General features: G+C 33.8%; 20 protein-coding genes and 1 pseudogene. 4 read left to right on the top strand and 17 right to left on the bottom strand.

From position 1 onward, the window contains the following. Window positions 1-165: 165 nt before the first annotated feature. From AC1RNS_RS25280 to AC1RNS_RS25290, 3 genes are all read right to left on the bottom strand, one after another. Window positions 166-1,245: an ankyrin repeat domain-containing protein gene (locus tag AC1RNS_RS25280; protein WP_492996593.1), complete on the bottom strand. Its 1,080-nt coding sequence runs from the start codon at window positions 1,243-1,245 to the stop codon at window positions 166-168. Window positions 1,246-1,613: 368 nt separating this feature from the next. Continuing rightward, window positions 1,614-3,095, bottom strand: coding sequence for a malate:quinone oxidoreductase (locus tag AC1RNS_RS25285; protein WP_492996594.1), 1,482 nt, complete (start codon window positions 3,093-3,095; stop codon window positions 1,614-1,616). Window positions 3,096-3,538: 443 nt separating this feature from the next. Continuing rightward, window positions 3,539-3,697: a hypothetical protein gene (locus tag AC1RNS_RS25290; protein WP_492996595.1), complete on the bottom strand. Its 159-nt coding sequence runs from the start codon at window positions 3,695-3,697 to the stop codon at window positions 3,539-3,541. Window positions 3,698-3,857: 160 nt separating this feature from the next. On the opposite strand from AC1RNS_RS25290, the gene AC1RNS_RS25295 reads away from it, so the two are divergent. Continuing rightward, complete coding sequence (locus tag AC1RNS_RS25295; RefSeq protein ID WP_492996596.1) at window positions 3,858-4,349, top strand: hypothetical protein; 492 nt, start codon at window positions 3,858-3,860, stop codon at window positions 4,347-4,349. A 74-nt stretch (window positions 4,350-4,423) separates the two neighbouring features. Here AC1RNS_RS25295 and AC1RNS_RS25300 read toward each other — a convergent pair whose 3' ends face one another. The 5 genes from AC1RNS_RS25300 to AC1RNS_RS25320 all read right to left on the bottom strand — a co-directional run bounded on the left by AC1RNS_RS25300 (window position 4,424) and on the right by AC1RNS_RS25320 (window position 8,047). Beyond that, window positions 4,424-4,702 (bottom strand): hypothetical protein, encoded by a 279-nt coding sequence (locus AC1RNS_RS25300; RefSeq protein ID WP_492996597.1) that lies wholly within the window; start codon window positions 4,700-4,702, stop codon window positions 4,424-4,426. Between the two features lie 96 nt (window positions 4,703-4,798). Further along, window positions 4,799-5,464 carry a zf-HC2 domain-containing protein gene (locus AC1RNS_RS25305; protein WP_492996598.1) on the bottom strand — a complete coding sequence of 222 codons (666 nt, stop codon included), beginning with the start codon at window positions 5,462-5,464 and terminating at the stop codon, window positions 4,799-4,801. After that, window positions 5,451-5,945: an RNA polymerase sigma factor gene (locus AC1RNS_RS25310; protein WP_492996599.1), complete on the bottom strand. Its 495-nt coding sequence runs from the start codon at window positions 5,943-5,945 to the stop codon at window positions 5,451-5,453. Before AC1RNS_RS25310 ends, AC1RNS_RS25305 begins: the two co-directional genes overlap by 14 nt. A gap of 180 nt (window positions 5,946-6,125) precedes the next feature. After that, window positions 6,126-6,317: a hypothetical protein gene (locus AC1RNS_RS25315; RefSeq protein ID WP_492996600.1), complete on the bottom strand. Its 192-nt coding sequence runs from the start codon at window positions 6,315-6,317 to the stop codon at window positions 6,126-6,128. Between the two features lie 149 nt (window positions 6,318-6,466). Then, window positions 6,467-8,047, bottom strand: a complete 1,581-nt coding sequence (locus tag AC1RNS_RS25320) for a histidine kinase N-terminal 7TM domain-containing diguanylate cyclase (RefSeq protein ID WP_492996601.1) — start codon at window positions 8,045-8,047, stop codon at window positions 6,467-6,469. A 238-nt stretch (window positions 8,048-8,285) separates the two neighbouring features. Between AC1RNS_RS25320 and AC1RNS_RS25325 the strand changes: the two genes are divergently transcribed. The 3 genes from AC1RNS_RS25325 (at window position 8,286) to AC1RNS_RS25335 (ending at window position 12,472) form a co-directional block, all read left to right on the top strand. Further along, window positions 8,286-8,792, top strand: a complete 507-nt coding sequence (locus AC1RNS_RS25325; RefSeq protein ID WP_492996602.1) for a sigma-70 family RNA polymerase sigma factor — start codon at window positions 8,286-8,288, stop codon at window positions 8,790-8,792. Then, window positions 8,789-10,111 (top strand): DUF4179 domain-containing protein, encoded by a 1,323-nt coding sequence (locus AC1RNS_RS25330; protein ID WP_492996603.1) that lies wholly within the window; start codon window positions 8,789-8,791, stop codon window positions 10,109-10,111. Before AC1RNS_RS25325 ends, AC1RNS_RS25330 begins: the two co-directional genes overlap by 4 nt. A 588-nt stretch (window positions 10,112-10,699) precedes the next feature. Further along, complete coding sequence (locus tag AC1RNS_RS25335; protein WP_492996604.1) at window positions 10,700-12,472, top strand: hypothetical protein; 1,773 nt, start codon at window positions 10,700-10,702, stop codon at window positions 12,470-12,472. 230 nt (window positions 12,473-12,702) lie between these two features. Here the strand turns inward: AC1RNS_RS25335 and AC1RNS_RS25340 are convergent, their stop codons facing one another. From AC1RNS_RS25340 to AC1RNS_RS25380, 9 genes and pseudogenes are all read right to left on the bottom strand, one after another. Continuing rightward, on the bottom strand, window positions 12,703-14,577 hold the full coding sequence (locus AC1RNS_RS25340; protein ID WP_492996605.1) for a leucine-rich repeat domain-containing protein: 1,875 nt from the start codon (window positions 14,575-14,577) through the stop codon (window positions 12,703-12,705). Between the two features lie 306 nt (window positions 14,578-14,883). Further along, window positions 14,884-16,134: a vWA domain-containing protein gene (locus AC1RNS_RS25345; RefSeq protein ID WP_492996606.1), complete on the bottom strand. Its 1,251-nt coding sequence runs from the start codon at window positions 16,132-16,134 to the stop codon at window positions 14,884-14,886. A 123-nt stretch (window positions 16,135-16,257) separates the two neighbouring features. Then, window positions 16,258-17,505, bottom strand: a complete 1,248-nt coding sequence (locus AC1RNS_RS25350) for a TerD family protein (RefSeq protein ID WP_492996607.1) — start codon at window positions 17,503-17,505, stop codon at window positions 16,258-16,260. 362 nt (window positions 17,506-17,867) lie between these two features. Further along, window positions 17,868-18,206, bottom strand: coding sequence for a cupin domain-containing protein (locus tag AC1RNS_RS25355; RefSeq protein ID WP_492996608.1), 339 nt, complete (start codon window positions 18,204-18,206; stop codon window positions 17,868-17,870). Between the two features lie 54 nt (window positions 18,207-18,260). After that, a complete protein-coding gene (locus AC1RNS_RS25360; RefSeq protein WP_492996609.1) occupies window positions 18,261-19,229 on the bottom strand; it encodes an iron-siderophore ABC transporter substrate-binding protein in 969 nt (322 codons plus the stop codon). A gap of 86 nt (window positions 19,230-19,315) precedes the next feature. Further along, window positions 19,316-20,143 (bottom strand): helix-turn-helix transcriptional regulator, encoded by an 828-nt coding sequence (locus AC1RNS_RS25365; protein ID WP_492996610.1) that lies wholly within the window; start codon window positions 20,141-20,143, stop codon window positions 19,316-19,318. A gap of 655 nt (window positions 20,144-20,798) precedes the next feature. Then, a complete protein-coding gene (locus AC1RNS_RS25370; protein WP_492996611.1) occupies window positions 20,799-22,205 on the bottom strand; it encodes a nitrous oxide reductase accessory protein NosL in 1,407 nt (468 codons plus the stop codon). Between the two features lie 44 nt (window positions 22,206-22,249). Next, window positions 22,250-22,738, bottom strand: coding sequence for a nitrous oxide reductase accessory protein NosL (locus tag AC1RNS_RS25375; protein ID WP_492996612.1), 489 nt, complete (start codon window positions 22,736-22,738; stop codon window positions 22,250-22,252). Window positions 22,739-23,298: 560 nt separating this feature from the next. After that, a pseudogene (locus tag AC1RNS_RS25380) lies at window positions 23,299-23,636 on the bottom strand (transposase); the annotation flags it as partial. Between the last annotated feature and the right edge of the window lie 253 nt (window positions 23,637-23,889).

Consider the following 23,889-nt stretch of genomic DNA (forward strand, 5'->3'; position numbering starts at 1 on the left):
AAAGCGAAGCGTCAGCGACAAAGCGAGTAGCCTGGAACGGAAATCACCTTCATTTGACTTAGTAGTGTTCACAAAGAGTCCTTTGACCATTTAGTTTTTCAACACTATGAGCCCATCTTTTGTTTGATAATAAAAGATGGGATTCTCACAAACAGAGTGATAAATTTACAGCTCTCCTTCAAGAAAATTGATAAGGTATGTTTCAGGCTTTACAAGAAATTCTTTAAAGCTACACAAATCAGCATACTCTTGATGCTCCACATCATAGCAGCCTATTTGCCCTCTTCTCTTTGGATTCCATACTATTTGTAAATCAGAATAATTGTCTACATGTGCTGACAAACACAGTAGCTTTTGACGGTCAATCTTCATTTCAATAGTATCTGTTAGTGTGAAAAAGTCGATATATCTAATGTCATAATCATTGGTATCTAGATCAAGTCGTAGCTTATCTCCCGTAAGAAAGCCAATCAGTTCATTACTCATTTTATATTTCTTTAGTTCATATTTTTTGTTCTCTAAATCATGAAGCTGAGCTGGCTCCAATACTTTTAAATAGTCAGCCAAAATAGTATTTTTATTGCCAACCGCAATCGTATATGGACGCTCACCATCCTTTTCAGCTAAAGTAACGTTTGCGCCTCGTTCAACCAAGTATTTCACCATTGTTAGATTCCCCATTCTTGTTGCCACAGTTAATGGAGTTGCTTGATAAGGATAAACCATATCCGATTTATTATAATTAATGTTCACCCCTTGATCGAGTAAATATGTAATTGTCTTCATATCATGATTCGACACAGCCTGACGCAATACTGGACCACCGTACTGTCTTATATCCAGACCTAGCTCATGAATAAGTGGGATATTATTTTTATTACCATAGTAGGCCTGTGAATAGGCGCCAGAGCCGACCTGATTACGCATGTCTAGCTTCGCTCCATGCTTTACAATATAACGCACTACATCTTCTTTACAATAACGAACGGCTACCAAAAAAGCTGGATTACTTTTAATATTCAAATTGACGCCATGCTCTACTAGTAGCTTTATAACATTCAGTCTCTGCAACCTTAGCGACAAATCTAATGGACTTAATGAGATATGTGGACTCAATATAATATCCTCTTCAATATCCCAGCCCTCTTCAATAGCAAGCTGTAATGCAGGAACATTTCCGTTGTAAATATGCATTGCCTTTTCTGGAAGATCATGAAATTTCCCGATATTTTTTAAATTAATCATCTGCCCCATTCCTTTCTTTATGAAAAGTATAGGTAACAACTTTAGCGAAAACAACGGTCCATAAGATTTATAGCATCAGCTGGCGAGTTAATGAAAGACTATATAAGTATTTAAGGTATTTTCCATCTTTAATTAGCACCCTAAATGTTGAATACTTCTCCGAAATAATGTTGCTCATTCAACTTTTGTATTAAATATTTGTAAATTTGTCATTATTTACAGTTCATTCTAATATAATAGAAATAATTGATTATATTACAGCTTTTTTCTATAAAAAAATAGAATCCCCAATCCCTAATTAGATTGAAGATTCTATGCTATGGAAACGGTTGTCCAAATGTTGCTTTACATCTGCTGTCTCCAAGTATTTATTTTAAAGCAAGTGCTTTATCAGTTGTTTCATTAATCTCTTTAAGGAGCTCTGGATTTTGTGCTAATGATAAGCCATAAGATGGAATCATTTCTTTAATTTTCGGCTCCCATTCTTTGATTTGTTGAGGGAAACATTTATTGAGTACCTCAAGCATAACGTGAACAGCCGTAGAAGCACCTGGTGAAGCTCCAAGTAAAGCTGCAATTGATCCATCAGAAGCGCTTACAACTTCCGTACCGAATTGAAGCGTACCTTTACCACCAGCTTCTGTGTCTTTAATTACTTGTACACGTTGTCCAGCAACAATGATATCCCAATCATCGCTATTCGCATTTGGGATGAAGTCACGTAACTCATCCATGCGCTGCTCTTTTGAAAGCATAAGCTGTTGGATTAAATATTTAGTTAATCCCATCTCTTTAACGCCTGCCGCTAATAGAGTTGTGATATTATGTGGTTTTACAGAAGCAAATAAGTCCATATTTGAACCTGTTTTTAAGAACTTAGGTGAGAACCCTGCAAATGGTCCAAATAATAATGATTTTTTGTTATCAATATAACGTGTATCAAGATGTGGAACTGACATTGGTGGAGCACCAACTTTTGCTTTTCCGTACACTTTTGCATGATGCTGGTCAGCAACTTCTTGATTTTTACATGCTAAGAATAATCCACTGATAGGGAATCCGCCAATATGTTTCCCTTCAGGAATACCTGATTTTTGTAGTAATTCTAGGCTTCCACCACCAGCTCCAAGGAAGACAAATTTTGCTGAATGATATTCCATTTTGCATCCATCTAAATCATGTACACGTACTTCCCATGTTCCATCGCTTGCTTGTTTTAAACTTTCAACACTGTGGTTGTAGTTAATATCTACATCTTTTGTTTTTAAGTGATCAAATAACATACGTGTTAAAGCACCAAAGTTAACGTCTGTACCAGTGTCAATTTTTGTTGCAGCAATAGCTTCATTTGCAGAACGGTCTTGCATAATAAGAGGAATCCATTCCTTTAGTTTTTCTGGGTCATCAGAAAATTCCATGCCTTGGAATAAAGGATTTTTCGTCATTGTTTCATGACGTTTTTTTAGGAACTCAACATTTTCTTTCCCTTGTACTAAGCTCATATGTGGCAAAGGCATAATGAAGTCTTGTGGGTTATTGATCAATTTATTGTTTACAAGATAAGACCAAAACTGTCTTGAAACATGGAACTGCTCATTAACGTTAATCGCTTTGCTGATATCGATTGATCCGTCTTTTTTCTCTGAAGTGTAGTTAAGCTCACATAGTGCAGCATGCCCAGTTCCCGCATTGTTCAATTCTTGAGAACTTTCTTCACCGGCTTTATCGAGCTTCTCAAACACTGTAATTTTCCAATCTGGTGCTAATTCTTTGAGCAATGTCCCCAAAGTCGCACTCATGATTCCGGCACCAATTAAGATAACATCTGATTTAATTTGTCTGTTACTCATTTTTACCTTCCTTATATGTTAAGATTTGCAGAAAGGATGTAAGCACTCCGCTTAGATGTCAAAGCAAGCCATGGAGCGACCTAGGAGCACACCTTTTCTGTATCAATTATTACCTTATTGCAGTTTATCACAATTACTTGAAGATTAAAATATCAACTATTTATATGAGATTTAACGGCATATTTCGAGCCATTCCCTTCATAATTCAAGAAAAAAACGGACAAATACATAATTAAAAGCATCCATTAAAATTCATGTATTTTGGAATACTTGACCTAAAAATGGTTAGCGCTTTCATATAAATAAGTCATATTTATTATTATATCTATATAATAACATAAAAATAGGGAACCAGTCTTGTTTTTGTACTAGCCCCACTCCACATTTAAATATACCGAATTTTCTCAAAATTTACTAGTGTTATTTTTATTTTTCGTCTGTTTTTACTTATTAAAGAAAGTAGATAAATTTTGTTGTATTGATTCAGGTAGTATACGGAAAAATAACCCCTCGTATTTGAGATCGAGTAAACCAGCAATGACAATTATTATCATGCTAAATAATAAAATTGGTTTTTTATTATTTTTAGAAATCCACTTCATAAGCTCCCCCTTTTCTGATAAAAACATTCTTTTCCTATAATATAGGACAAGCTTATATAGATAAATAGATTTTTACTAATGAAAGAGCAATTTTTTCCTTGTCATCTATATAGAGATTTTTACATAAGCTAATATGATTGTTAATTCGAAAGGAATGGTTATGGTAAATTTTAAATCTTTTCGTGGAATTGTTACACAAATTAATGATTTTCCTGTTGGACAAAATAGGGATGCTGAGGGATGCTATAAACTTTTAACTGTAGAAGATGGTGCTGGGGGCGTTGTCAATTTTGTCATTTCTCCCTCTACTTACTTTGTTAATCAGGAAATAGTCAGACCTGGTGATTGGGTTACAGGCTACTATGATGGGGACGCTCCTGTACCTATGATATACCCGCCACAATATCGAGCTCTTATTATTGTAAAGGAAAGTAATTACCAAAATGTAAAAGTTGACTTTTTTGATAACCATTTGATGAGCAGTGATGGTCAACTACAATTAAATCTCTCTCCATCTACGGTTATCTTGCTTAAAAATGGGCAGCCTTTTTCTAGAAATCCCGCTAATCGAAACCTAATTGTCATCTATGGTGCTACAACAAGAAGTATTCCGGCTCAAACCACACCCAATGAGATAATTGTTTGGTGCTGATTTTCAACAGGAAATGGCTTAAGTCTAGAGCTTAAGCCATTTTTAATCTGCCTGACGATGAAGGAACAAATGCTCTACTGCTTTTTTACATTATCTTTCATGTCATGTAGTTGCCGTTTGATTTGCTCTAGGTACACTTTATTTTGCTGTACAGTATCCAAATGCTCCCCATATTGATGTGCATTCATATACGCATTTTCTGCATGGTCTATTTGATCAAATGCATGTTCGATAGCTATTTCCTCAGGGTGTGATTTTGCATGCTTTAATAAACGTTCTGCCTTTTGGACAGAGTTGCTAAATAAAGTACTAGGATGATCCTGCTTCCAGCTTGTATCAGAGTGCTTTGCCAATTTTACCTCTCCCTTTCTTAACCATTCAATAAGTTACCTAGACATAGTATTTTTAAAATGGATAGAAAATATGCAGGAAAATGATTTGTAAGAGTTTTATTGCTTTTTTTCCCAAATTAGAACAGCATCTTTTAAAATATTATTCCAAGAATCCTTATTAACTGCTATTTTTTCAATATCATATTCCGCATAGTACACAGCATCTATTTCTTCAGCTTCAGGAAATTCAAAAGTAAAATTCTGCTCATCGCGTGCTTTTCCATTATTAATAAGCTGTCGAGTAGGCGAAGCTGCAATTGTTTTATTATAATAAATAAAGCTTATATTCTTTTTCTCGCCATCTATTTCTAGGAGCATAGGATGAGTTACGTTAACACTTGCATAGCTTTTACCATAGTAATAGGCAAATAATGTTTTATCTTCGTTATTTTCAATTTTCACGATATCCCCTGAATATGGAATTAGCGTTTCATAATGAAAGACGTACTCAAATACACCTAATAAAATTAAGGCCGTGATGATAGACGAGACACCTGAAACGATTATTTTTTTCTTACGCCATTTCTTATTAATCCTTTTAAAGAGAGTCACTTTAGTCTCTTCAGGAATATACATTTCATGCTTCATTTGCTGGTATTCTAACTGACATTTTTCACAATGCTTTAAATGCTTCTCAATCATTTCTTTGGTATCCTGACTAACCACCTCATCAACATAAAGAGGTAGAATATCTTGAATAATTGTGCACTTAATCTCTGTCATGATTGATTGCCTCCATATACTCTAGTATTTGCTTTCTAGCCCTGTAAAAGGTTACCCTAGCCCATCCCGCGCTTTTACCAAAAAGCCTCCCAATTTTATCAAAGGATAGCTCCCCAAAGGTTCGTAGTGAAAAGACTTCCTTGTATGGTTCCTTCATTGAATGTAGAAACTGATGAACTGCAAATGCATCCTCTTCATTCATTAAATGCTTCACAAAATGGACGCCTGTTTTAGTTGTCTTATTTAAATCAGAATCAATTTGCTTTTTCTTCTTTTTGTAATAAGTGAAATATGTATTTTTAGCAATTATAAAGAGCCAAGCTCGAATATCCTTAGAACCATCAAAACTTTCAATATTCTTTAATGCTTTAAAAAAAGTTTCCTGGGTAATTTCTTCAGCTATAACATCGCTATGACTCAATGATTTCAGATATAAATAAACGTCCTGAAAATATTTTTGGTAGATTTCATCAAAGTCCATGTCTTTTCACCTCCCTACTTAAATAACTCTGGATATTTAATAATGTTACAAAAATTTAATAGGATATTTTGAGATCAATCTCTCCAAAGATTTTCTATTATAAGGTTAACTCAAATAAAAGAACTAAGGCCTAGACCTTAGTTCTCCATCTCAATGTTTTGAATAGTTGTCAAATAGAAACTAGTGCCACGCCGTACGTTCACTTACTGGCTGTTTGATATCTGTTTTTCCTAGGGTTTCGGCAAAGTTGTTTACTTGTGCTGAAGCCGTATCGATTTCAAACTCAGAACCAAATTCCTCCTGCTGTTGACGATTTTGGTTTGCTTGTAATGTCTTCACATATTGCGTTGCATTGGTATGATTTGTTTTCATATTTGACTACCATCCTTCATTGATTTTTTGAAAAGTCATGATCATTCGTTTGATGACTTTTCATCTAAAGTTTGCACTAGCAAATGCTATTTTATTTATTAACAGCTAAGATTTAGACATCAATACATATATTAAAGCCTGAAATGCTGTTACATTTCAGGCTTAATAGGTTCTCTATACACATGTACACGATTACGTCCTTCTTGCTTGGCACAATATAAAGCCATATCAGCTTTATGGAGGAGCTGATAAAGTGTTTCCTCTTCCTCGGTTATTGCTTCTGCAACACCACAGCTTAACGAAATTGTAATCAATTCTCCCAGCGTTTCAAGAGGCTGTGATGCCACATAGGAACGGAGCTCATTAGCTATCGCTTCTCCCTCTAGTAATGTTAATCCATTGAATGCAAGAACGAACTCCTCGCCTCCATATCGAGCAAAAAGACCCCGCTCTTTCAATTGATTTTGAATAGTCTGTGCTACATGAATAAGTACTTGATCACCAACAGCATGGCCATACGTATCATTTACTTTTTTAAAATAGTCAATATCCATTAAAACGACAGTAAAGGCTGTTTGATCTTTCTTGGCCTCCAAAAAACCCTCCGTACAATACTGAAAAAAAGCTCGACGATTAAAAACTTGGGTTAGTTCATCATAATATGCCTGATGCTCTAATTTTTTTTGTAGATTTTTAAGCTCCGTAATATCAGTAAAAATCAATAGCATTCCATTTCTACTGTTCGTCTGTTGCATCGATGAGAGGCGAAGCTGATAGGTCCGTGAAAGGTTTTCTGAAATAGTTAGATCTAGCTGAAATTCTTTTGCCCCTTCCGTTATATCAATATGAAAGGGGATATTTTTCTCGGATAGTTCAAACCAGACCTTCACAAAGTCCATGCCATACATGGTGCGGTTCAGCTTCGGAAACATCCTCTGACAGGCTTCGTTAAATTCAATTAATCGCTTGGATTCATCTAGCACCATAACCCCATCATTTATATTATTAAATATCGTATTTTTCGTAATAGGCATAATTCTAAATAAACGCGATGAGCTAATTGACCATAGATATAACAGTGAGGAAATCCATAAAACCATTGGGACTGGATCAAATCCTGGAGGAGTTAATCCAATTAAATAAACAAATGCCGTTATTATTGGAACAAGCTGGCTAAACATTAGCGAAATTAATTGTGGACGATATACCTTCGTCGTTTCCTTCCAATGAGAGAGCACTAATAAAAATGCTAGAAACATACTGGCAAACGTAAATATACCGTGAACTATATACCAAATACCTATCTCCTGATAAACGTAGGGTGCTCCCAAATTTGGGTCTATTTCAAACACTCTATAATGAAAATGATGAATATCATTCGTTGCAACTGATAGCAGGCTAATAAAAGGAATAATCAGTAATGAAATAAACATTTTCCTATTTAAATTTATGCCCACGTACTGCATGATAAACAATAATCCAATTGCAGGTGAAAATGCCATTCCTACATATTGAATAACTGTCCAAAACTTTATTTCATTTAGTGCAGTAGACATTAAACCAAAAGCAGATGCAAAACAGTAAATGGCTATCAAAAGTGTATTACAAATAAATAATTGAGCAATCTTCGTAAAATTGTGGCGTTTAAAAAAGACATATCCACTAAGATACAAATTTAATACGCCTGACGTACAAACAAGTGTGATAAAAGTAGTCAATGGTGAATTCACGGTTATGTACCTCTTTAGCAACATTTTTAATTTTACAGTAGCACATAAAAAAGATAGAAAAACTTTCTTCGTCAAAGCTGGGTACTCACTAAACTAAGACAAATGCTATATTTATAAAAATTTTTCGACAATTCATTTATTGAGTCTTCTAAAATATTACCTTATCATTTTTAATTTTTCAAAATAAAATGAACGATTTATTTAATTGGTGCATCTAATCAGTAAAGGAGGCATGGAGATGAACGAAAGCGAACTTGCCAAACATGCAATTAATGGAAATGAAGCTGCTCAACTTCAACTTTTAAGTTTATATAAAGAGTCTATGTATCGAGTTGCCTATAGCTATATGCGAAATGAGCATGATGCCAATGATGCTTTACAGGAGATGACATATCAATGCCTAAAAAACATTCATAAAGTTCAAACGCCTCAATATTTTAAAACATGGCTCGTTCGAGTTGTTATTAATACATGTCTAATGATGAAGCGACAACAAAAGCAAACATTCATAACCAATAATGTATTGGAGCAGTCTCAGTATATGACAGAGCTATTTGAACTAAATGATGTCATTTCACAGCTACCCATTGAGCAGCAGGAGCTTATTCATTTGAAGTACTTTAGGGATTTAAAAAACAGTGAGATTGCAACCCTTCAAAATATTCCTGAGGGTACTGTAAAGTCTAGATTACATAAAACATTAAAGAAGCTTCGTCAACTATTAGGAGAGGGGGGCTTTTCATGAATCCATTTGACAAAGAGCAGCAAAAAAGATATGAGGAATTACTTGAATCAGTGCCAATGGACACATTACAACCCGAATCACAATTTCGCGCTTATAAACGATTAAAACAAAGAACTCGCTATAAGCGACTTTTACAATTAGCAATCACTGTTGCCTTTATAATGATTGCCTTTATTGGATCTATTCGGGTATCTCCTGCTCTTGCACAAGCTGTTGCACAAATCCCAGGATTAAAGCCACTTGTTGAAATGATTGCCTTCGATAAAGGAATTGAGGATATAGTCAGCAACGAATATTATGAGCATATAAATGCGAGCCAAACCATTAACGGTAAAACACTTACGATTACAGGCGTTGTAGCAGATGAATCTGGAATGATTATTTCCTATAAGCTAAATTCAGATGAGGATTTAGCGATTTTCAAAGGCATAATAACCGAAGTTAAACAAAAAGGTGAACAAATAAGGGCAACCGTTGGTAGTAGCTTTGCAGCACAGCCTAAAGGAACATATGAAATGGAAAATACAATTAATGTTGTCGCCAGCCAAGGCATGGACTATTCATCTAAGGATTTTAAGCTGACATTATCGCTGAGTGACCACCCTGAGACAGTATTTGAAATTCCCTTTACACTAAAAAATGATGTGAAAGCATCCAAACATTATACTGTCAACAAACAAGTTATTATAGATGGGCAACGCATGACAATCCATGAGCTTATTATTTCTCCCATTCGTTCTGAGCTAAAAATGTCGATTGACCCGAAAAATTCCAAGAAAATACTAAGCTTTGAGGATATTCGCATCTATGATGAACATCAAGAAGAATGGGGAAAAATTAAAAATGGTGTCGTCGGATTTGGTAACTATGAAGATGAGAAATTTAGTATTATGCTTGAAAGTAATTATTTCCGCATCCCCAAAAGCATAACATTTGAACTGCGAGAAATTGAAGCAATTGATAAAGCTGATGATTTTATCATAGTCGATTTTGACAAGAAAAAAATTATAAGTCAGCCTGAGAATATAAATATAGAGCTTGAAATAAAAGATAACTTTGAAATTCAATATAAAATTTCCCCATATAAAAAGAAAGAGCATAAAGGAGTATTTAGCCATTTAGAGGATGCAAATGGGAATATTTATTACTCAAATAGTACTTGGATTTCAGAGTACGAAAACTATATGCTAATTGGGCAGCAATTTGATATGGAGAATGTTGAAAGACTTCCAACTAAGCCAATTAAACTGCAGATTGCACGCTATGAGCAATATTTAAAAGGAAGCGGTCGTGTCCAAATCGAACTTCAAAAAAATTAAACATCTGAGGAAAAGCCGATTTTAGTTATTAAATCGGCTTATTTACATCAACAAAAAACAGCACTTATCGCCCAATCAAATAGAAACAGAGCCTATTTCGATTGAAATTAGCTCTGTTAATTTAAATAAATAGTTTAAATCAATTCTGATATTAAATAAACTTTATCTAGTCTTTTAGTGGTTATATTTTACTCCACGTTTAAGCAAATTTCACTATATAACCTCTCCATTATCTGTGAAGCTACTATTAAGTGCTCGTTTTTCCTAAACAAATTTTTAATCTCTATTCCATTTATTTCTCCTTTTCTTTTTTACATCCCCTCTGTAAAAAAAATTTCATATAGATACAAATTTCTATAAATAGATCATAAAACCTTTTTTGTTAATAACTATTCTTTAATTATTTTATCTAATTATAAAATTTCAGTATTTCCTCTTTATTCACAAGTCACATCCTCATAATTTCAAAACATAAGATACACAACTTTACACCTATATAAACAGAGAGTTTTATACTATTTAACGCTTTAAATATACATTTACATTATCCCTAAAACTTTATAAAATGAAATTATTGGAGGGATAATAATGTCTTATAACAGATATATTAACTTTAGTATAAAAGGTATAATACTGAGCTCAATAGTAGTAAGTTTGTTTTTACAAATCGATGAAAAAGAAACAAAGGCTGCTTCAAATAAACCTTTAAGCATTGCAGGAACAACAGAACCTGAAGATGATGGAATAATTTATATTACTGAGGGTGTTTTAGAAAGAGGATATGAAATCTTTTCAAGTCCAAATTGGGTGACAGGTGACAATTCGCCAAGGAACTACTCTGATCCTGAGTTAAAAGCATTACAGAACAATCAGGAATCCAAACAAACAGTAGTCCAACAAACACAGAGATTATCTGTAGATAAGTACAAAGACTATGATTCAAATGCGTATTGGGCAAAGGATATGAAGTGGGCAATTGACCAAGGTCTTATTACAGGTTATCAGAATCAAAAACATCCTTCACAGCCATCAAAAGGGGTAGGAAATTGGATAGACCCATATGGAAGCCTAACGGAATACCAAATGCTAAATGTTATGCTCCGTTACCGTGATGGAACCCAATTTGAATCTGCCAAAATGGCAATGAAGGACAAGACAGCTACAAACTTCGCGTATGTGGAGTATCATTTCGCTAACATACACGGTATCATGACAAAGGGTTCTACATCCAATGCCAACTTTGCTAAAAAACAAGTGACACGTGGTCAAATGGCACAAGCATTAGTTTCAATGCATTATGGAAAATCAGTAACGCTTCAGCAAGCAGTGGATTTCATGTATGCAAATGGGCTTACAACAGGAGGTAATTCATCTAGAGGACAAACACTAGAAAATTTTGGAACAGACACAAAACTTGCAAGAGCGCACATCGTGGCATTCATAGGTCGTTACAACGATGCAGTCAAAGAGGGGCAACTAAAGGACACACTCAATAATCCAACCGAGTACAGTACAGTGACAACCCCACCTAACCCCACAGCACCAAAGTTTGAGCATACAAAATACGATTACTCTAATTTATATGGTGAATTTGACACTTCTAAAATATTCGAATTTCATGCCTTTAAAGTGTTTAAGCGCCTTGGATCGACGTTTAATAGCGGAGGTACGGTTATTGAAGATTATCTAGGACCTAAGGGTGAACTCAGTAAAGAATATACAGGCGAAATTATAATGACATCCTATAAAAACCACACATACAATGTTGGTTCTCAAAAGGACTATGACCAAGTAATAAATTACGTAGATAAAGTACTAACTGGTAAGACATATGGTGATATAAAACCGGATAATCAAAATGATGAATTTGAACTAGAGATATTAGAACGGTTAATGAACAATGAGATTACTATAATAACTGACCGAACAAACCCCGCATCACGTAATGAGGAGAATATGAAAGCTCATAAGTTTAAAACAGTATATGGAGAGGCAATTAACTTAGGTATTTCTTTTGATACTTTAGCTAAGTACTATGCCGCATCCTACTATGTTTCAGCATTTTCTAGCCAAATTGGGAAAGTAATTGCACCATTAGAGAAGAAACACGATACCTTTACTAGAAGACCAGATAATTATATCTCAACAGTTTATGCGAGTCAGGCTATTTATGATGCATTAGGTTACAACACAGCTGTAGTGCACTCAAATTCAGAATATCTAATTATTGAATTGGATGGAATTTGGTACGAAGAAAAGGAACTAGAACCATTCACTAAAAAGTCAGTAACAGGAAATGAATTCATCAAATTCGCACCTACTAAATCGGTAGAAAAGTTAAATTTTATCAAAATTATGTAATCAACTATGCTGTAAAAAAGGGGTACGATATGTACTCCCTTTTGCTTACCCTAAAGCCACTCCTTTTATCAGGAATGGCTCCCTTTTGGGAATCAATTTTTTCTAAAACTTTCTTATTCAAGGAATTATCCCATAGATTAAGTTCTTTTCATAAGCTCATCTGACAAACCGCTTTAACAGCCATTAAGTTCCACAATAGATCAATCACGTCTTAAAAAAGCACGTTAGCCTCAATAAATTATTATCCTTTTATCAAGAACAGACTTGTTTTGCACTTGATTGCCTAAAAGATATAGTTTTTTCAAATTGGGCAGATTTACTAAAGGCTCAACATTTGTAATCGTGTTATTTTCCAAATGAAGCATCTCAATTTGTTGCCAATTTTCCATAAAACTTAATGATTGTAGTGAGCTATCCTGCATTGTGAAAGAGCGTAGAGCAGAAAGGCCAGCAAAATAAGGCATAACCTTATCAACTTCATGCAACCAGTCACCATTACCTACTTGGAAGGATACATCATTCAATGTTAACTGTTCCAGTATGTTGTTGTTAAAAGGGTTTTTACTATTAAATTGAAACTTACACTCATAACAATTTATCGTTTTTACATGCTGTAAATTAAATAACTCACTCGTTTCATCGTAAAAAGATGTCTCATTGAGATTTAATGTTTGTAGATTTGGTAGACGATTTAAGGCACTAATACCTGTAAAATCGCTATACTCCATAGCTGTAAATTGTTCTAGCTGTGGGTATTTTAATAATTCTGCTCCATTAAAATACGACTCAGACCCTCTAATATAAACAGTCAAGTTTTTTAATGCAGGTGCCTCTAACTTAGAAATGAAAGAACTTGTTAATTCCGCTTTTTTTAAATGAGGAGCTACAATCGATGATACTTCGCCACTATAACCAATTATCGATAAATCGGTCAGAGAAGTCAGGCTGTTCATAATATCAAGTAACTCTAATTTATAAAGAGAAGATAAACGCAGCTTAGTTAATGACGACTTATCTCTAAGGCGCTCTAAATTCGTAATATCCATATTTTCAAGATCTAGCGATTGCAGATTGGGCATGTTTTGTATAAAATCGAGCGTTTTTAAATTTTTCACCGATGTAAGCTTCAATTCTTGTAGTTGATTCAGTGAGTAGAACGCGCTAAAATCTGTTGCCTCACTCATATCTATTGCTAATGACTCTAAACCTGTTAATGAAGACAACCACTTTAAATCATTGGTATAACTTAAAGACAATGATTTTAATGACAGTTGATTCAGCAGATGGAAGTCTGTAACCGTCTCGGTCAAATAAGAAATTTCAAGTGATTGAAGATTAGGAAACTCTAATAATAATGCAAGTTCATCATTACTTCGAATTTGGACAGAGAGCTCTACAACGTTAGACTTATCACTAAAATATTCGGCAATTCTACTAAATGATTCATTAAAGCTGCCTGTATAGCTTTTTAAGTTTTTCAGATGGCGAAAGCTTACTTTTTCACTCTGCGATATTTCATAATCATTCATGAACTTCAATACAGTCAGTCCAGTAAAGGCTTCAAAGTCCTTTTGTTCGATTTTTTGAGTATTTAATATCTTATCCATAACAATATAGTTTGAAATTTCAGCCTGCTTATTCGTAAAAGGATCATCAAAGCTGTAATCAAAATGCCACTGATAATCAGTATAGTAGGTAGTTAAATAGCGGATACTTGCTATTTCTTCTTTAGTCGGCATCGCTTCACCTTTATTAAAAATATCTTTTAAAAAGAACAAAAGAACTTCGCTTTCCGGCATAGTTCGAACAGGTATTTTTTCATGGTTACCATATTCTGTTTGATTATTACTCAAAAGTAAATACCCAAAGAATGCACAAATAATGACGATTGGCACAATTAGAAGCGCCTTTAAGTTCGTATTTGGACGTGTGTTTGTTTTTGGAGGAGTTGTTCCATAATAATTATTGATCGTCTGGTCAACATAATAGACATTATTCTCCTTCAACATTAATTCAGTTTCACAAAAAGGACATTTGAATGGCTGCCCTTCTTTATATTCAATTTTTCCATTACAATTTGGACAATTTAATTTAATAAGTCCCATTGGCTCCCCCCTAGTCAACCTTTTTTGTATAGCCAATAAAATGTCTTCAGCCTAATATATTTATTTTTCAATAAGCTTAGTTGTCTAAAATAAAAATGTCAATATTTCCTTTATCCCTAAAATTCCCCTTGATTTACATAATAAATAGAAGAGAGACGATGACAAAGTATATGTCGTCGTCTCTTCATTTTATTTTCTGTTAATTGGAATGCACGATATCATCTCTTAAATAATAAACGGAATGGAAGTTGAGCCGGTTGGGTTAATCTATATTCTAGCCTTGCTAACTACTCAGTTCCCTTCACTTCAATGTAAAATCCCCTTTTTCCTTGCTTCCTTCAGCCAAATTGGAAACTCATTTAGAAGACGGTTATATAGCTCTTCATCTGATATTTTATCTAAATCATCTAAGGCAAAAAAATTAGCATTATCAATTTTTCGTCCTGGTAAATTATCCAACTTTCGAAGAACTCCATAATTCGCATTTCCTAGCCCAACAAATTGCCAGAATAGATTTCGTTTAGAGGCATCCACTAATATTTTTGCAATCTCTTTATCTTTATATATTCCACCATCACTAAAAAATATTATATATGCTGGTATATCTTTTCTTGGTTCCTTTTTTACATAGTGATGGATGATATCCTTCATAACAGGTGGCTCATTATTATCCATACCTAGACCACCGAATATTTTAGGTCCAGGATATGTTTGTTTAATATAATCCTCAAAATCTCTCTCTGTTACACTTCTCGCTTTCATAAATTTAGACCCAAAGAACCAAACATCTAATTCGCCATTATCGTCCATGCAGGCAGCCACAGCTAGCACACGTTCAAAAGCACGCTGAATGGTCCCATTTCGGTATAGCTGTGTCATAGAGCCTGATGCATCAAAAACAACTGCTACACGTGATTTCTCAAGTGCAATTTTCTTCTTTTCCAATGAAATGGAAACTTTTCTTTTCAATAAATCAATTTTTGATAAATTAACATCTTGAACAGGTTCATTTTGAGGAACAGATGGAGCTTCCGGCACTTCAGGCTCTTCAACCTCTACTCCATACGATTCAGCTAATGGCTTTAACCCGCCATTAAATCCTCTGCCAATCGCTCGAAATTTAAATTTTGATTGGTGTCGATATACTTCTGCAAGAACCAATGCTCTTTCTTCAGTAGCATCATCGATTTGATAACAAACTTCCCCATGAGTTCCCTTTACTGTGATACTTAGTCCTTGAACAGTATCAAATGTTGAGTTTCCTTCTAATGTTGCTGTAAAAAAACAATGCTGTATAGTTGGAGAAAGCTTTTCTAGCTGAATAGTAAAAACTACTTTATTCATGTCATTTTCTTTCAACCAAACACTTCGTTCTGGATCGGTTTCTTGGTTATAAAATATCATGTACTCATCTGATGGAACTTTGCCATCAGCAGCTACTAAAAAAGAACTTACATCTAATACAGATGTAGAGCTCCATCGTACTTCCACGCTGAGATTGCCACTCTCTGATAGAACCGTATTACCGCCTTTTTGTAAAGAAACAATGTTAGCCATATCAAAACTCCCTTTATACTGTTTTTACCCTGTCCCTAATTCTATGTATTTCTTTCTATGCTTTCTTTCACTTAAAACATATAATGATTATAATTTTATATTCAAAATTTATATATTTCTACCTTACTTATAATCATTTATTGGTCCTTTATCCATTATGACTTCTACCATATTTGAAGACCCCATCCTAAGTTTAGGTCTACGTTCTGAATTCGGTGTACTATAAAGCTCTAATGGGCTGATAATAACTCCATCTTGCGTATTATGAAGTATTCCGGGAACACAGGAATAAATTCTATCATTATTATTTGCATTCTTGGCGAATATTGTAACAGAGGTTCCATTATGATTATCTATACTTATGGACACCTTGTATCTGTAAAATGAGCCTGTTCCATTTGACTGAGCAGAGTAAACCACAGGAACAACTGCAAGAATATTATTATTTAACCTTAATTTGATTACTTCTGTCTTTGTTGATCGACTATCTCTCCCAACATCCCCCATATGTTCGACAGCTCCATTGCCAAAATTCCTGAGTGGAGGTGTTCCTTTCGCCCCAAACATAGCTACATCTATCTGCTTACCATCCTTTGTATAGACTAAAGCATATATATCATAATCTGTACCCGTCTTCCAAGATACCGTAGCAGTAATTTCTGGAGTTTTATCAATGATAACTGGCCTTTGACCTTTGATCAGACTTATCTTACCCTTTACTTTTTCAAGGTTTATTGATGACAATGTGTTTTGTCTTTTCTTATTTTCAGGTACAGCTTGGGGTTTATCAGGTTCTTGTGGTATATCTTTTTTAATTGTTTTAGTATCAGAAGACGTGTTTTGCTCATCAGGTTCAACCTCAACACCGTAATTTTCACATAACCCTTTAAGACCAGAATCAAATCCACGCCAGATTGATCTTGCTTTTGTCTGACCATTCCTTAGATATAATTCTAATACTACGATTCCATTTTCATTTGCGAAACTAAATGGGGTTAATTGGATAATAGTATTATCGGAACATATCTCCGCCTTCAAATTTTTCACATTTGAAAATCCTGTACTATTATCCTCTGTAAGAGTAATAGCAATTTTTGTAATGCTTTCAGGAACTTTACTCATATCAAAATTAATTTTATGTACCTTTGTATTGCCCACATTCTCAGATGGTATAAGCGTAGCTTCACCAGAAGAACTCTTTGGCTGATTATAAAAAATAATTCCACTGTCTCCTTGTACCTTGCCTGAGTCAGTTAAAAGGAAAGCTGTTAAGGATATATCAATTGAATTGCTCATATCGTAGCTAACTGTTACAGTACCTTTTGGAGAACTTAAAACTGTATTTGCTCCCATCTGAAGAAATTGATTCATTTAAACCTCTCCTTACTCGTATTTATTGATAATCTAAGAATTTCAGAAAATTACATTCTATATTTGTGAAATATTATGTATTTTTATAGTATCACAAAATTAGTAAATGCAACCAAATACAGAAAGTAAGTTCCCAATATTTAAATTAGTATAATATAAAAATTTTTCGCAATAATTTAATTCAGTATATTTAGATATCAAACACTTAGACATTTAAAGCAAAAGAAAAAATCGCCCTTATTTAGCATTGAAAGGCGATTTCTTAATATTATTGGTAAAAATTATCTAAATTTACGTGAAATATTTTCATATAAATTGACTTCGTACTAGCACTAATACTAACTCCCAACATCTGCTGCTGTTTATTTAGACTCAGTATCGTCAGTGATTACTACGCCTTTAGGCTCCACCAACATAACATGGCATTCCTTTTCGGCGAAAGGCTTTTGATCGACCCCTCCTGGGACAATAAACATCTCTCCCTTGGAGATTTTCACCTGACCATCACGAAAATCAATGAACATTTCTCCTTCGATTACAATGAATACCTTATCTGCGCCTTCATGATTGTGCCAGATAAAATCCCCATCAATCTTAATCAACTTAAATAGAGAATCATTTATTTCACCAACGACTTTCGGTGACCAGAGCTCGTTGATTTGAGATAGCTCCTCATTCAGATTAATAGCTTGATAATGCATACTCATCTCTCCTTCTTTTTGATGCTGCTTTTTCAATGGCATTCTTTTCGACTTTTAGAACTTATTTAAGGCATTTGTTATATTTTGCAAAGCATATTCAATAGCCAATGGGCCACCAGTAATAGCGGAAGTATCCATTAAATAGATATTACCTTTCTTTACGGCATTCAGATTATTCCATACATTACTTTGTTTTAAGTCATTCATTAATTTTTCCTTCTTTGTAATGTCACCTATAAGGAAAATATGATCTGCTTGAACAGTTGAAATTCCTTCAAACGAAGTAAATTCATTATTAGTGCCTTTAAATGTATCATCAGATGTAAGCCCCAGTCCCATTTCTTTATCAAATGCAAGTGTATAAACAGGATTTTCTTCTCCTAGGACATTAAAAGTTTTCCCATCCCAAGACAATATAAGTGCTACTGATTCTCCTTGAATCGACTTTAATGCTTCACGCCCAGATGAAATTTCTTTCATCATTCTATCAATTACTTTTTCCGCTTCGTCTTCTTTTCCAATAATTTCGGCTACTGTACGTAGTCCATATTGCCAATTTTCATAGATGTCCTTGTATTTTAATGTAATGACTGGTGCCACTTTTTCTAGTGAATCATACAATTTTTCATGATGCTCTGTTGCTAATATATAATCAGGATCCGTAGATAGAATTTTTTCAATACTAGGAGACAATTTATCTCCTAGTTCTTCTGTTGAATCTATTTTTCCTTTTAAATAAGATAAAGAAGATAGATATTCTTTATCAGTAGTGGCAGCAGGTGGCTCACCTAATGCAACTAATATTTCAGGGTAAAAATACCATAGTGAAACCATTTTTTCTGGTTTTTTCTCGATAACAATTTCTTTACCTAGGGCATCCTTAAATGTTCTTGGCCAATCAGTGGCATCTACATTAACTGCTGATGTAGTTGATCCTTCATTTTTTGCAGGCGTTTCATTACAACCTGCTAGTATGCCTGCTAATAATAGCATTGAGATTAGCAAACCTTTAATTTTTAGCATACAAAATTCCTCCACCATAGTGTTTTCTTTGGTATGACATTAGTATAGTAAAGGTAATTTTAGAATTGAATGGATGCCTGTTGAAATTAGCATGGATTATTGATGAACTTCTCTCGATATTCAGTAGGAGAAATACCAAATTGTTTCTTGAACACTCTACTAAAATAAAAGGGGTCAGCAATTCCAACAGTTTGCGCAATTTCTTGTACTGGCGCATCACTTGTAAATAGCATTTCTTGCGCCATGTTTAAACGATATTTTAATAAATATTCTGCGGGTCCCATCCCTGCATGTCTTCTAAAAACATAAGAAAGTCGATTTCGATTAACATTATTTTGTTCTACAAGTGATGTTATTGTAAGGCTTTGATAATAATATTCATGAATATAATTAGATACCCGTTCAAATAAAGCATGTGATTCACAGCTATTTTGCCTATTAGCAACACATAATAAAGCTTCATTTAATACATCACGAAAAAGCATTTCGGTCTGAAACATCGAAATGCCACTACGCTGATTATACACATGCCAAAGACGCATAATTAATTCGCTAAGACGAGGTGATTGTCCTGTTGATAATTCAAAATGCTGATGAGAAAAGCTTGACTCTTCTAGTTCAGAATTGCATATCCTGTATTGAACAAGAATATATTCCCAATTGATATTACTGAAATTTTCTTGGTCTAGTTTCATATTTGCACCCCCATGCACAACTTTTCCTGGCGAAAATATATAAGGTGTGCCATTAAATTGAAATTGTATCTTCCCTGTAAGTGGAAACACAAACCCAGGAAAAGAATCTGTATAGTCTGCGTAGGGCACACCTGAACTTTTAGAATATCTATATACTCCTTCTACTTGAAAAGGAGTGTGAGCTAAATGCTCTGCTAACTGATTAACGTCAACTTTCACATTGCATACCTCATTTCAATAATCATTAATTAATCAAAAATCTGAGGCTCAAATGCGGAAAGGTTGCATAAGAACACTCGCCTATTTCCACATTATCGATAATGATTATCATTGTCAATGTAGATAAATCCGAATCACTAGCATAATAAAATGCCCCTCAATTAGACAACAACTGAGAGGCATTTCATAACTGGTGGTTTACTCTGCGTAAGTAACGCTTGGATACAGCAAAAACTGGTGAAAATATTATTCTTGATGCATTAATTATCTTCGTATCTCATTCGGAAGTTTTCATGTTAGCGAATATATTCTATGCCTTCCATCTGGGATATAAGAGCCAATTCCTGGTGACATTTAGCTTGATTTGGAGGCTTTCAATTTACCGATTATCATCAATAGTGATTTGAAAATCAATAAATGCAATAATCTTTTTCTCTGTTCCCTTGACATTGCTTGTGTAAAGGCTTGATGGAAGTTCATCATGATCGGATGAATTTTTTCATAGATCATTCGCTCAATACTATTGATTGTAAATTTTTTTAAATAATAAAGCGAAAACTCCTACCGTGTTTTGTTTCAACAACAATTACGATACAAAAGTTTTCGCTTTTCTATTAGTTTAAATGGTGAATGTTTCAATTTTTATTATTTAAAATTACTGTGCTACTTTATCAATCTCGTATTGATAAGTCATTCCCTTATTATTCGTTTTCGCATATTCAACAATATTATCTAATTTTTCAGCTACTACATTTTCTTTGCTCACACCTAGGTAATTTGCTGCACTTGATAATTCCTGGAAATGGAAAAGTTTCCAGCCCATGATTCCTTTGGCTGTTTCATCATTATTAAATTTTACAGTTACTGCATTTTCAACTGCAATCCAGTTATTTAAGCGTGGCGCTGTTGCACTATAATCACGAACATATTTATTAGTAAATGCAACACCATCTGCATGTTCTTGATGATACATACATCCAATTCTACAAAAATAATGAGTGTATCCTTCTTGGTCAATCGATTTGGCAGAATACACTTTATTTGGGTCAGTGTTATGAAGATCCATACGACACACTTCACAGTGTACACCCGTTTGTGTTACTTCTGTAAATTCAGAAATCCCATCAATAGCAATTGTTTTTGTGGACTTGTTCCCCATTTTATCCTCAGCATAAACTGTATAAACACCATTTTTTAGCGCGATGATTTTATCTTTTTGATTCGTATTTTGTAAAGGTGCCAATCTTGAACCTTTATCAATGAAGTATTCTACATCTTTATTTCCATATGCCCATTTTTGATCTTTAATTCCAGTATCATCAGTAGTTGAAACTTGTATTTTTTTACTTACTGCTGTTGTATCACTTTCAGGTATTGAAAGTGTTATTGCTGGTGCCGTTTTATCAATATTTGATATTGTAATTGATTTTGTTCTTTTATTGCCATTATTGTCTAAAGCATACACAGTGTATGTACCATTTTTACTTACTGTAAATGAGTTATCTGTAAATGTTGTGCCTGCAATAGAAAATTTATTTGCTGGCTTTGTACCAATTGCCCATTTTTTCAAGATCACTTTCTTATTATCTGTAACATCTACATTCACTGTGACATCTGTATTCGTTGGCTCTATTGTGCTCGCATTTAATACAATACTGGGTGCCTCTCTATTATATTTTTCCTTAACACTAGTCTTAATTGTATTTATATTAACTTTCTTTAAGGTTACGTTGTTTTTCACTTTATAAGCTTTAAGATATTTATCTGCATCTGCTTCTTTTGAGAAATAAATATTTTTTGAAGTATTCGTTTTAACAATCGTTACTGAATCTAACGCAACCCATTTTTTTGTACTATAATCTTGGACTTCTTTTGTGAGTGTAACCCCTTCATTTAATTCATCATACAACAACGAAAATACATTCTTATAATAAACTACTTCTCCATTTTTAATAGCTTGAACATCTGTAGTGGATGCAAATACAATTGAATTTTGATTACCATTTAAAAATGCTACTAAAATTACACATATAAGCAATCCAAACCGTAAATATTTTTTCATTTTCCATATTTCCCTTTCTAATTTTATTGTGTTTTCAAATATACCTATTGATATTTCTCAACACTCTCTTTTTGAACAGTTTTAAAGGGGACAATTTTTGTACCTGAATGATTTTCAACATAATCCTTTGCAGCAGCCGCTTTAGCAAAATATATATAACCATCGTCCATTGGCGAAACTAGCGATGTTTTAACATAAGTTGCCTTTTCAGCTTGAACCCACTTCAATGTTTTGTAATCACGAACATATTTTTTATTTGTTGTTTTATTTTTTACTTCATCGTATAAAAGACAACCAATGTCATCGTAATAAACCACCTTACCTTTCTTTTTAATTGCCTGAGCTGAAAAAACACCCATTTTATCTTTCTTTTGGTACACAACCATATTACAAAATGCACAATTTGTATTATCTGGTACATCTTTTTCTAAACTTGAATCAGCTGCCTCAGCATTCATTTTGTGCTTATTACCTATAAGATCTACAGAAATGATACTTAACAATATAAGTCCTAATACGAATAATTTTTTCAATGTTTACAATCTCCTTTCAATTCCCAATGATACGGCACAGATGTGAAATAAGTTGAAAATAACTGTGAAATAATTGAAAAATTTATAAAAAACAGGAATTGATAAGGTGAATTATTAAATATGGCTCATCATCACAACTAGAGATTGACCTTAAAGCATTTAAGGAATTTTACAATTTACTATAGTTTAAAAGCGAAAACTCCCAATTGTAATTGTTGTCGAGACAAATTACGTTAGGAGTTTTCACTTTGTGTTTTCAGATAATTAAACTTATTTTACAATTACTCTTTTTAAATTTTTTCATCTGGAACTCATAGAAAAATATAAACCGCCTTACACAATAGTGAACGTTGGTTTCTCGTATATGCAACGGAACAACTTATAAAAGAAAGGGCACAAGCTATTACTATGTGAAAAATGAGTCAAAAACCTTCGCTACTTATGATACGGTTACCCGTAATGTGGCTAAGTGCGGTTTATTTATACATTAATCTTCACTACCGTTGCATATATTTTAACTGAATTTTCCGTTTTCTTTTTGCCATGGAGAGTAAAAACGATCACACTGAAACAGAGGTAGTAATCATCCATTTTTTACTATATCTTGTGACTTGTGCAACAACGATGATTAAATCTTTATGGAACGCTCTCTTTCCTTGAATTTTACGTAGCCAACTATGTGCCGATTCTATAAAGCGGCTTTTAAATAACGACTGATTTGTAAATACGTTCGTTCACTTTGGGTGTTTAGCTGCGCAAATACGTTCAAGCAATACACAATCATCGCGATATACACTTGATTGTGGACAGCTTGTTCACTATGTCCATAAAACTTCTTAATATTCAAATGTTGTTTCATCTATTTGAAAAACAGCTCGATTGCCCACCGTGATTTGTACATTTGCGACATTTCATCTGCGCTCATATCCATTGTTTAAATGATGTTTTATATGGTATCTTATCCATGTGTTTGTCCCTTATGTTGGATTTGGATTGGTTACTACCGCCAAACCATTATAAAGGATTTTTTTATGGAGAAATATAATTACAGAAAATTCAGACTAAAATTAAAACCTAAGCTATTTTAATGCGACGCTAGTGTCTTGATATAAATGAACAATAGATAACATTAATTCTTTGGGGTGTTTATA

This window comes from Lysinibacillus sp. GW821-FHT14F06, assembly GCF_058803665.1.

What these genes read in the sequence shown, in the direction of transcription:
- AC1RNS_RS25305 (WP_492996598.1), bottom strand. Translation starts at nt 5,464, where the DNA reads ATGACAGAGATTAAGTGCACAATTATTCAAGATATTCTACCTCTTTAT.
- AC1RNS_RS25330 (WP_492996603.1), top strand. Translation starts at nt 8,789, where the DNA reads ATGAATCCATTTGACAAAGAGCAGCAAAAAAGATATGAGGAATTACTT.
- AC1RNS_RS25280 (WP_492996593.1), bottom strand. Translation starts at nt 1,245, where the DNA reads ATGATTAATTTAAAAAATATCGGGAAATTTCATGATCTTCCAGAAAAG.
- AC1RNS_RS25310 (WP_492996599.1), bottom strand. Translation starts at nt 5,945, where the DNA reads ATGGACTTTGATGAAATCTACCAAAAATATTTTCAGGACGTTTATTTA.
- AC1RNS_RS25315 (WP_492996600.1), bottom strand. Translation starts at nt 6,317, where the DNA reads ATGAAAACAAATCATACCAATGCAACGCAATATGTGAAGACATTACAA.
- AC1RNS_RS25345 (WP_492996606.1), bottom strand. Translation starts at nt 16,134, where the DNA reads ATGGCTAACATTGTTTCTTTACAAAAAGGCGGTAATACGGTTCTATCA.
- AC1RNS_RS25290 (WP_492996595.1), bottom strand. Translation starts at nt 3,697, where the DNA reads ATGAAGTGGATTTCTAAAAATAATAAAAAACCAATTTTATTATTTAGC.
- AC1RNS_RS25295 (WP_492996596.1), top strand. Translation starts at nt 3,858, where the DNA reads ATGGTAAATTTTAAATCTTTTCGTGGAATTGTTACACAAATTAATGAT.
- AC1RNS_RS25355 (WP_492996608.1), bottom strand. Translation starts at nt 18,206, where the DNA reads ATGCATTATCAAGCTATTAATCTGAATGAGGAGCTATCTCAAATCAAC.
- AC1RNS_RS25335 (WP_492996604.1), top strand. Translation starts at nt 10,700, where the DNA reads ATGTCTTATAACAGATATATTAACTTTAGTATAAAAGGTATAATACTG.
- AC1RNS_RS25360 (WP_492996609.1), bottom strand. Translation starts at nt 19,229, where the DNA reads ATGCTAAAAATTAAAGGTTTGCTAATCTCAATGCTATTATTAGCAGGC.
- AC1RNS_RS25370 (WP_492996611.1), bottom strand. Translation starts at nt 22,205, where the DNA reads ATGAAAAAATATTTACGGTTTGGATTGCTTATATGTGTAATTTTAGTA.
- AC1RNS_RS25325 (WP_492996602.1), top strand. Translation starts at nt 8,286, where the DNA reads ATGAACGAAAGCGAACTTGCCAAACATGCAATTAATGGAAATGAAGCT.
- AC1RNS_RS25340 (WP_492996605.1), bottom strand. Translation starts at nt 14,577, where the DNA reads ATGGGACTTATTAAATTAAATTGTCCAAATTGTAATGGAAAAATTGAA.
- AC1RNS_RS25350 (WP_492996607.1), bottom strand. Translation starts at nt 17,505, where the DNA reads ATGAATCAATTTCTTCAGATGGGAGCAAATACAGTTTTAAGTTCTCCA.
- AC1RNS_RS25285 (WP_492996594.1), bottom strand. Translation starts at nt 3,095, where the DNA reads ATGAGTAACAGACAAATTAAATCAGATGTTATCTTAATTGGTGCCGGA.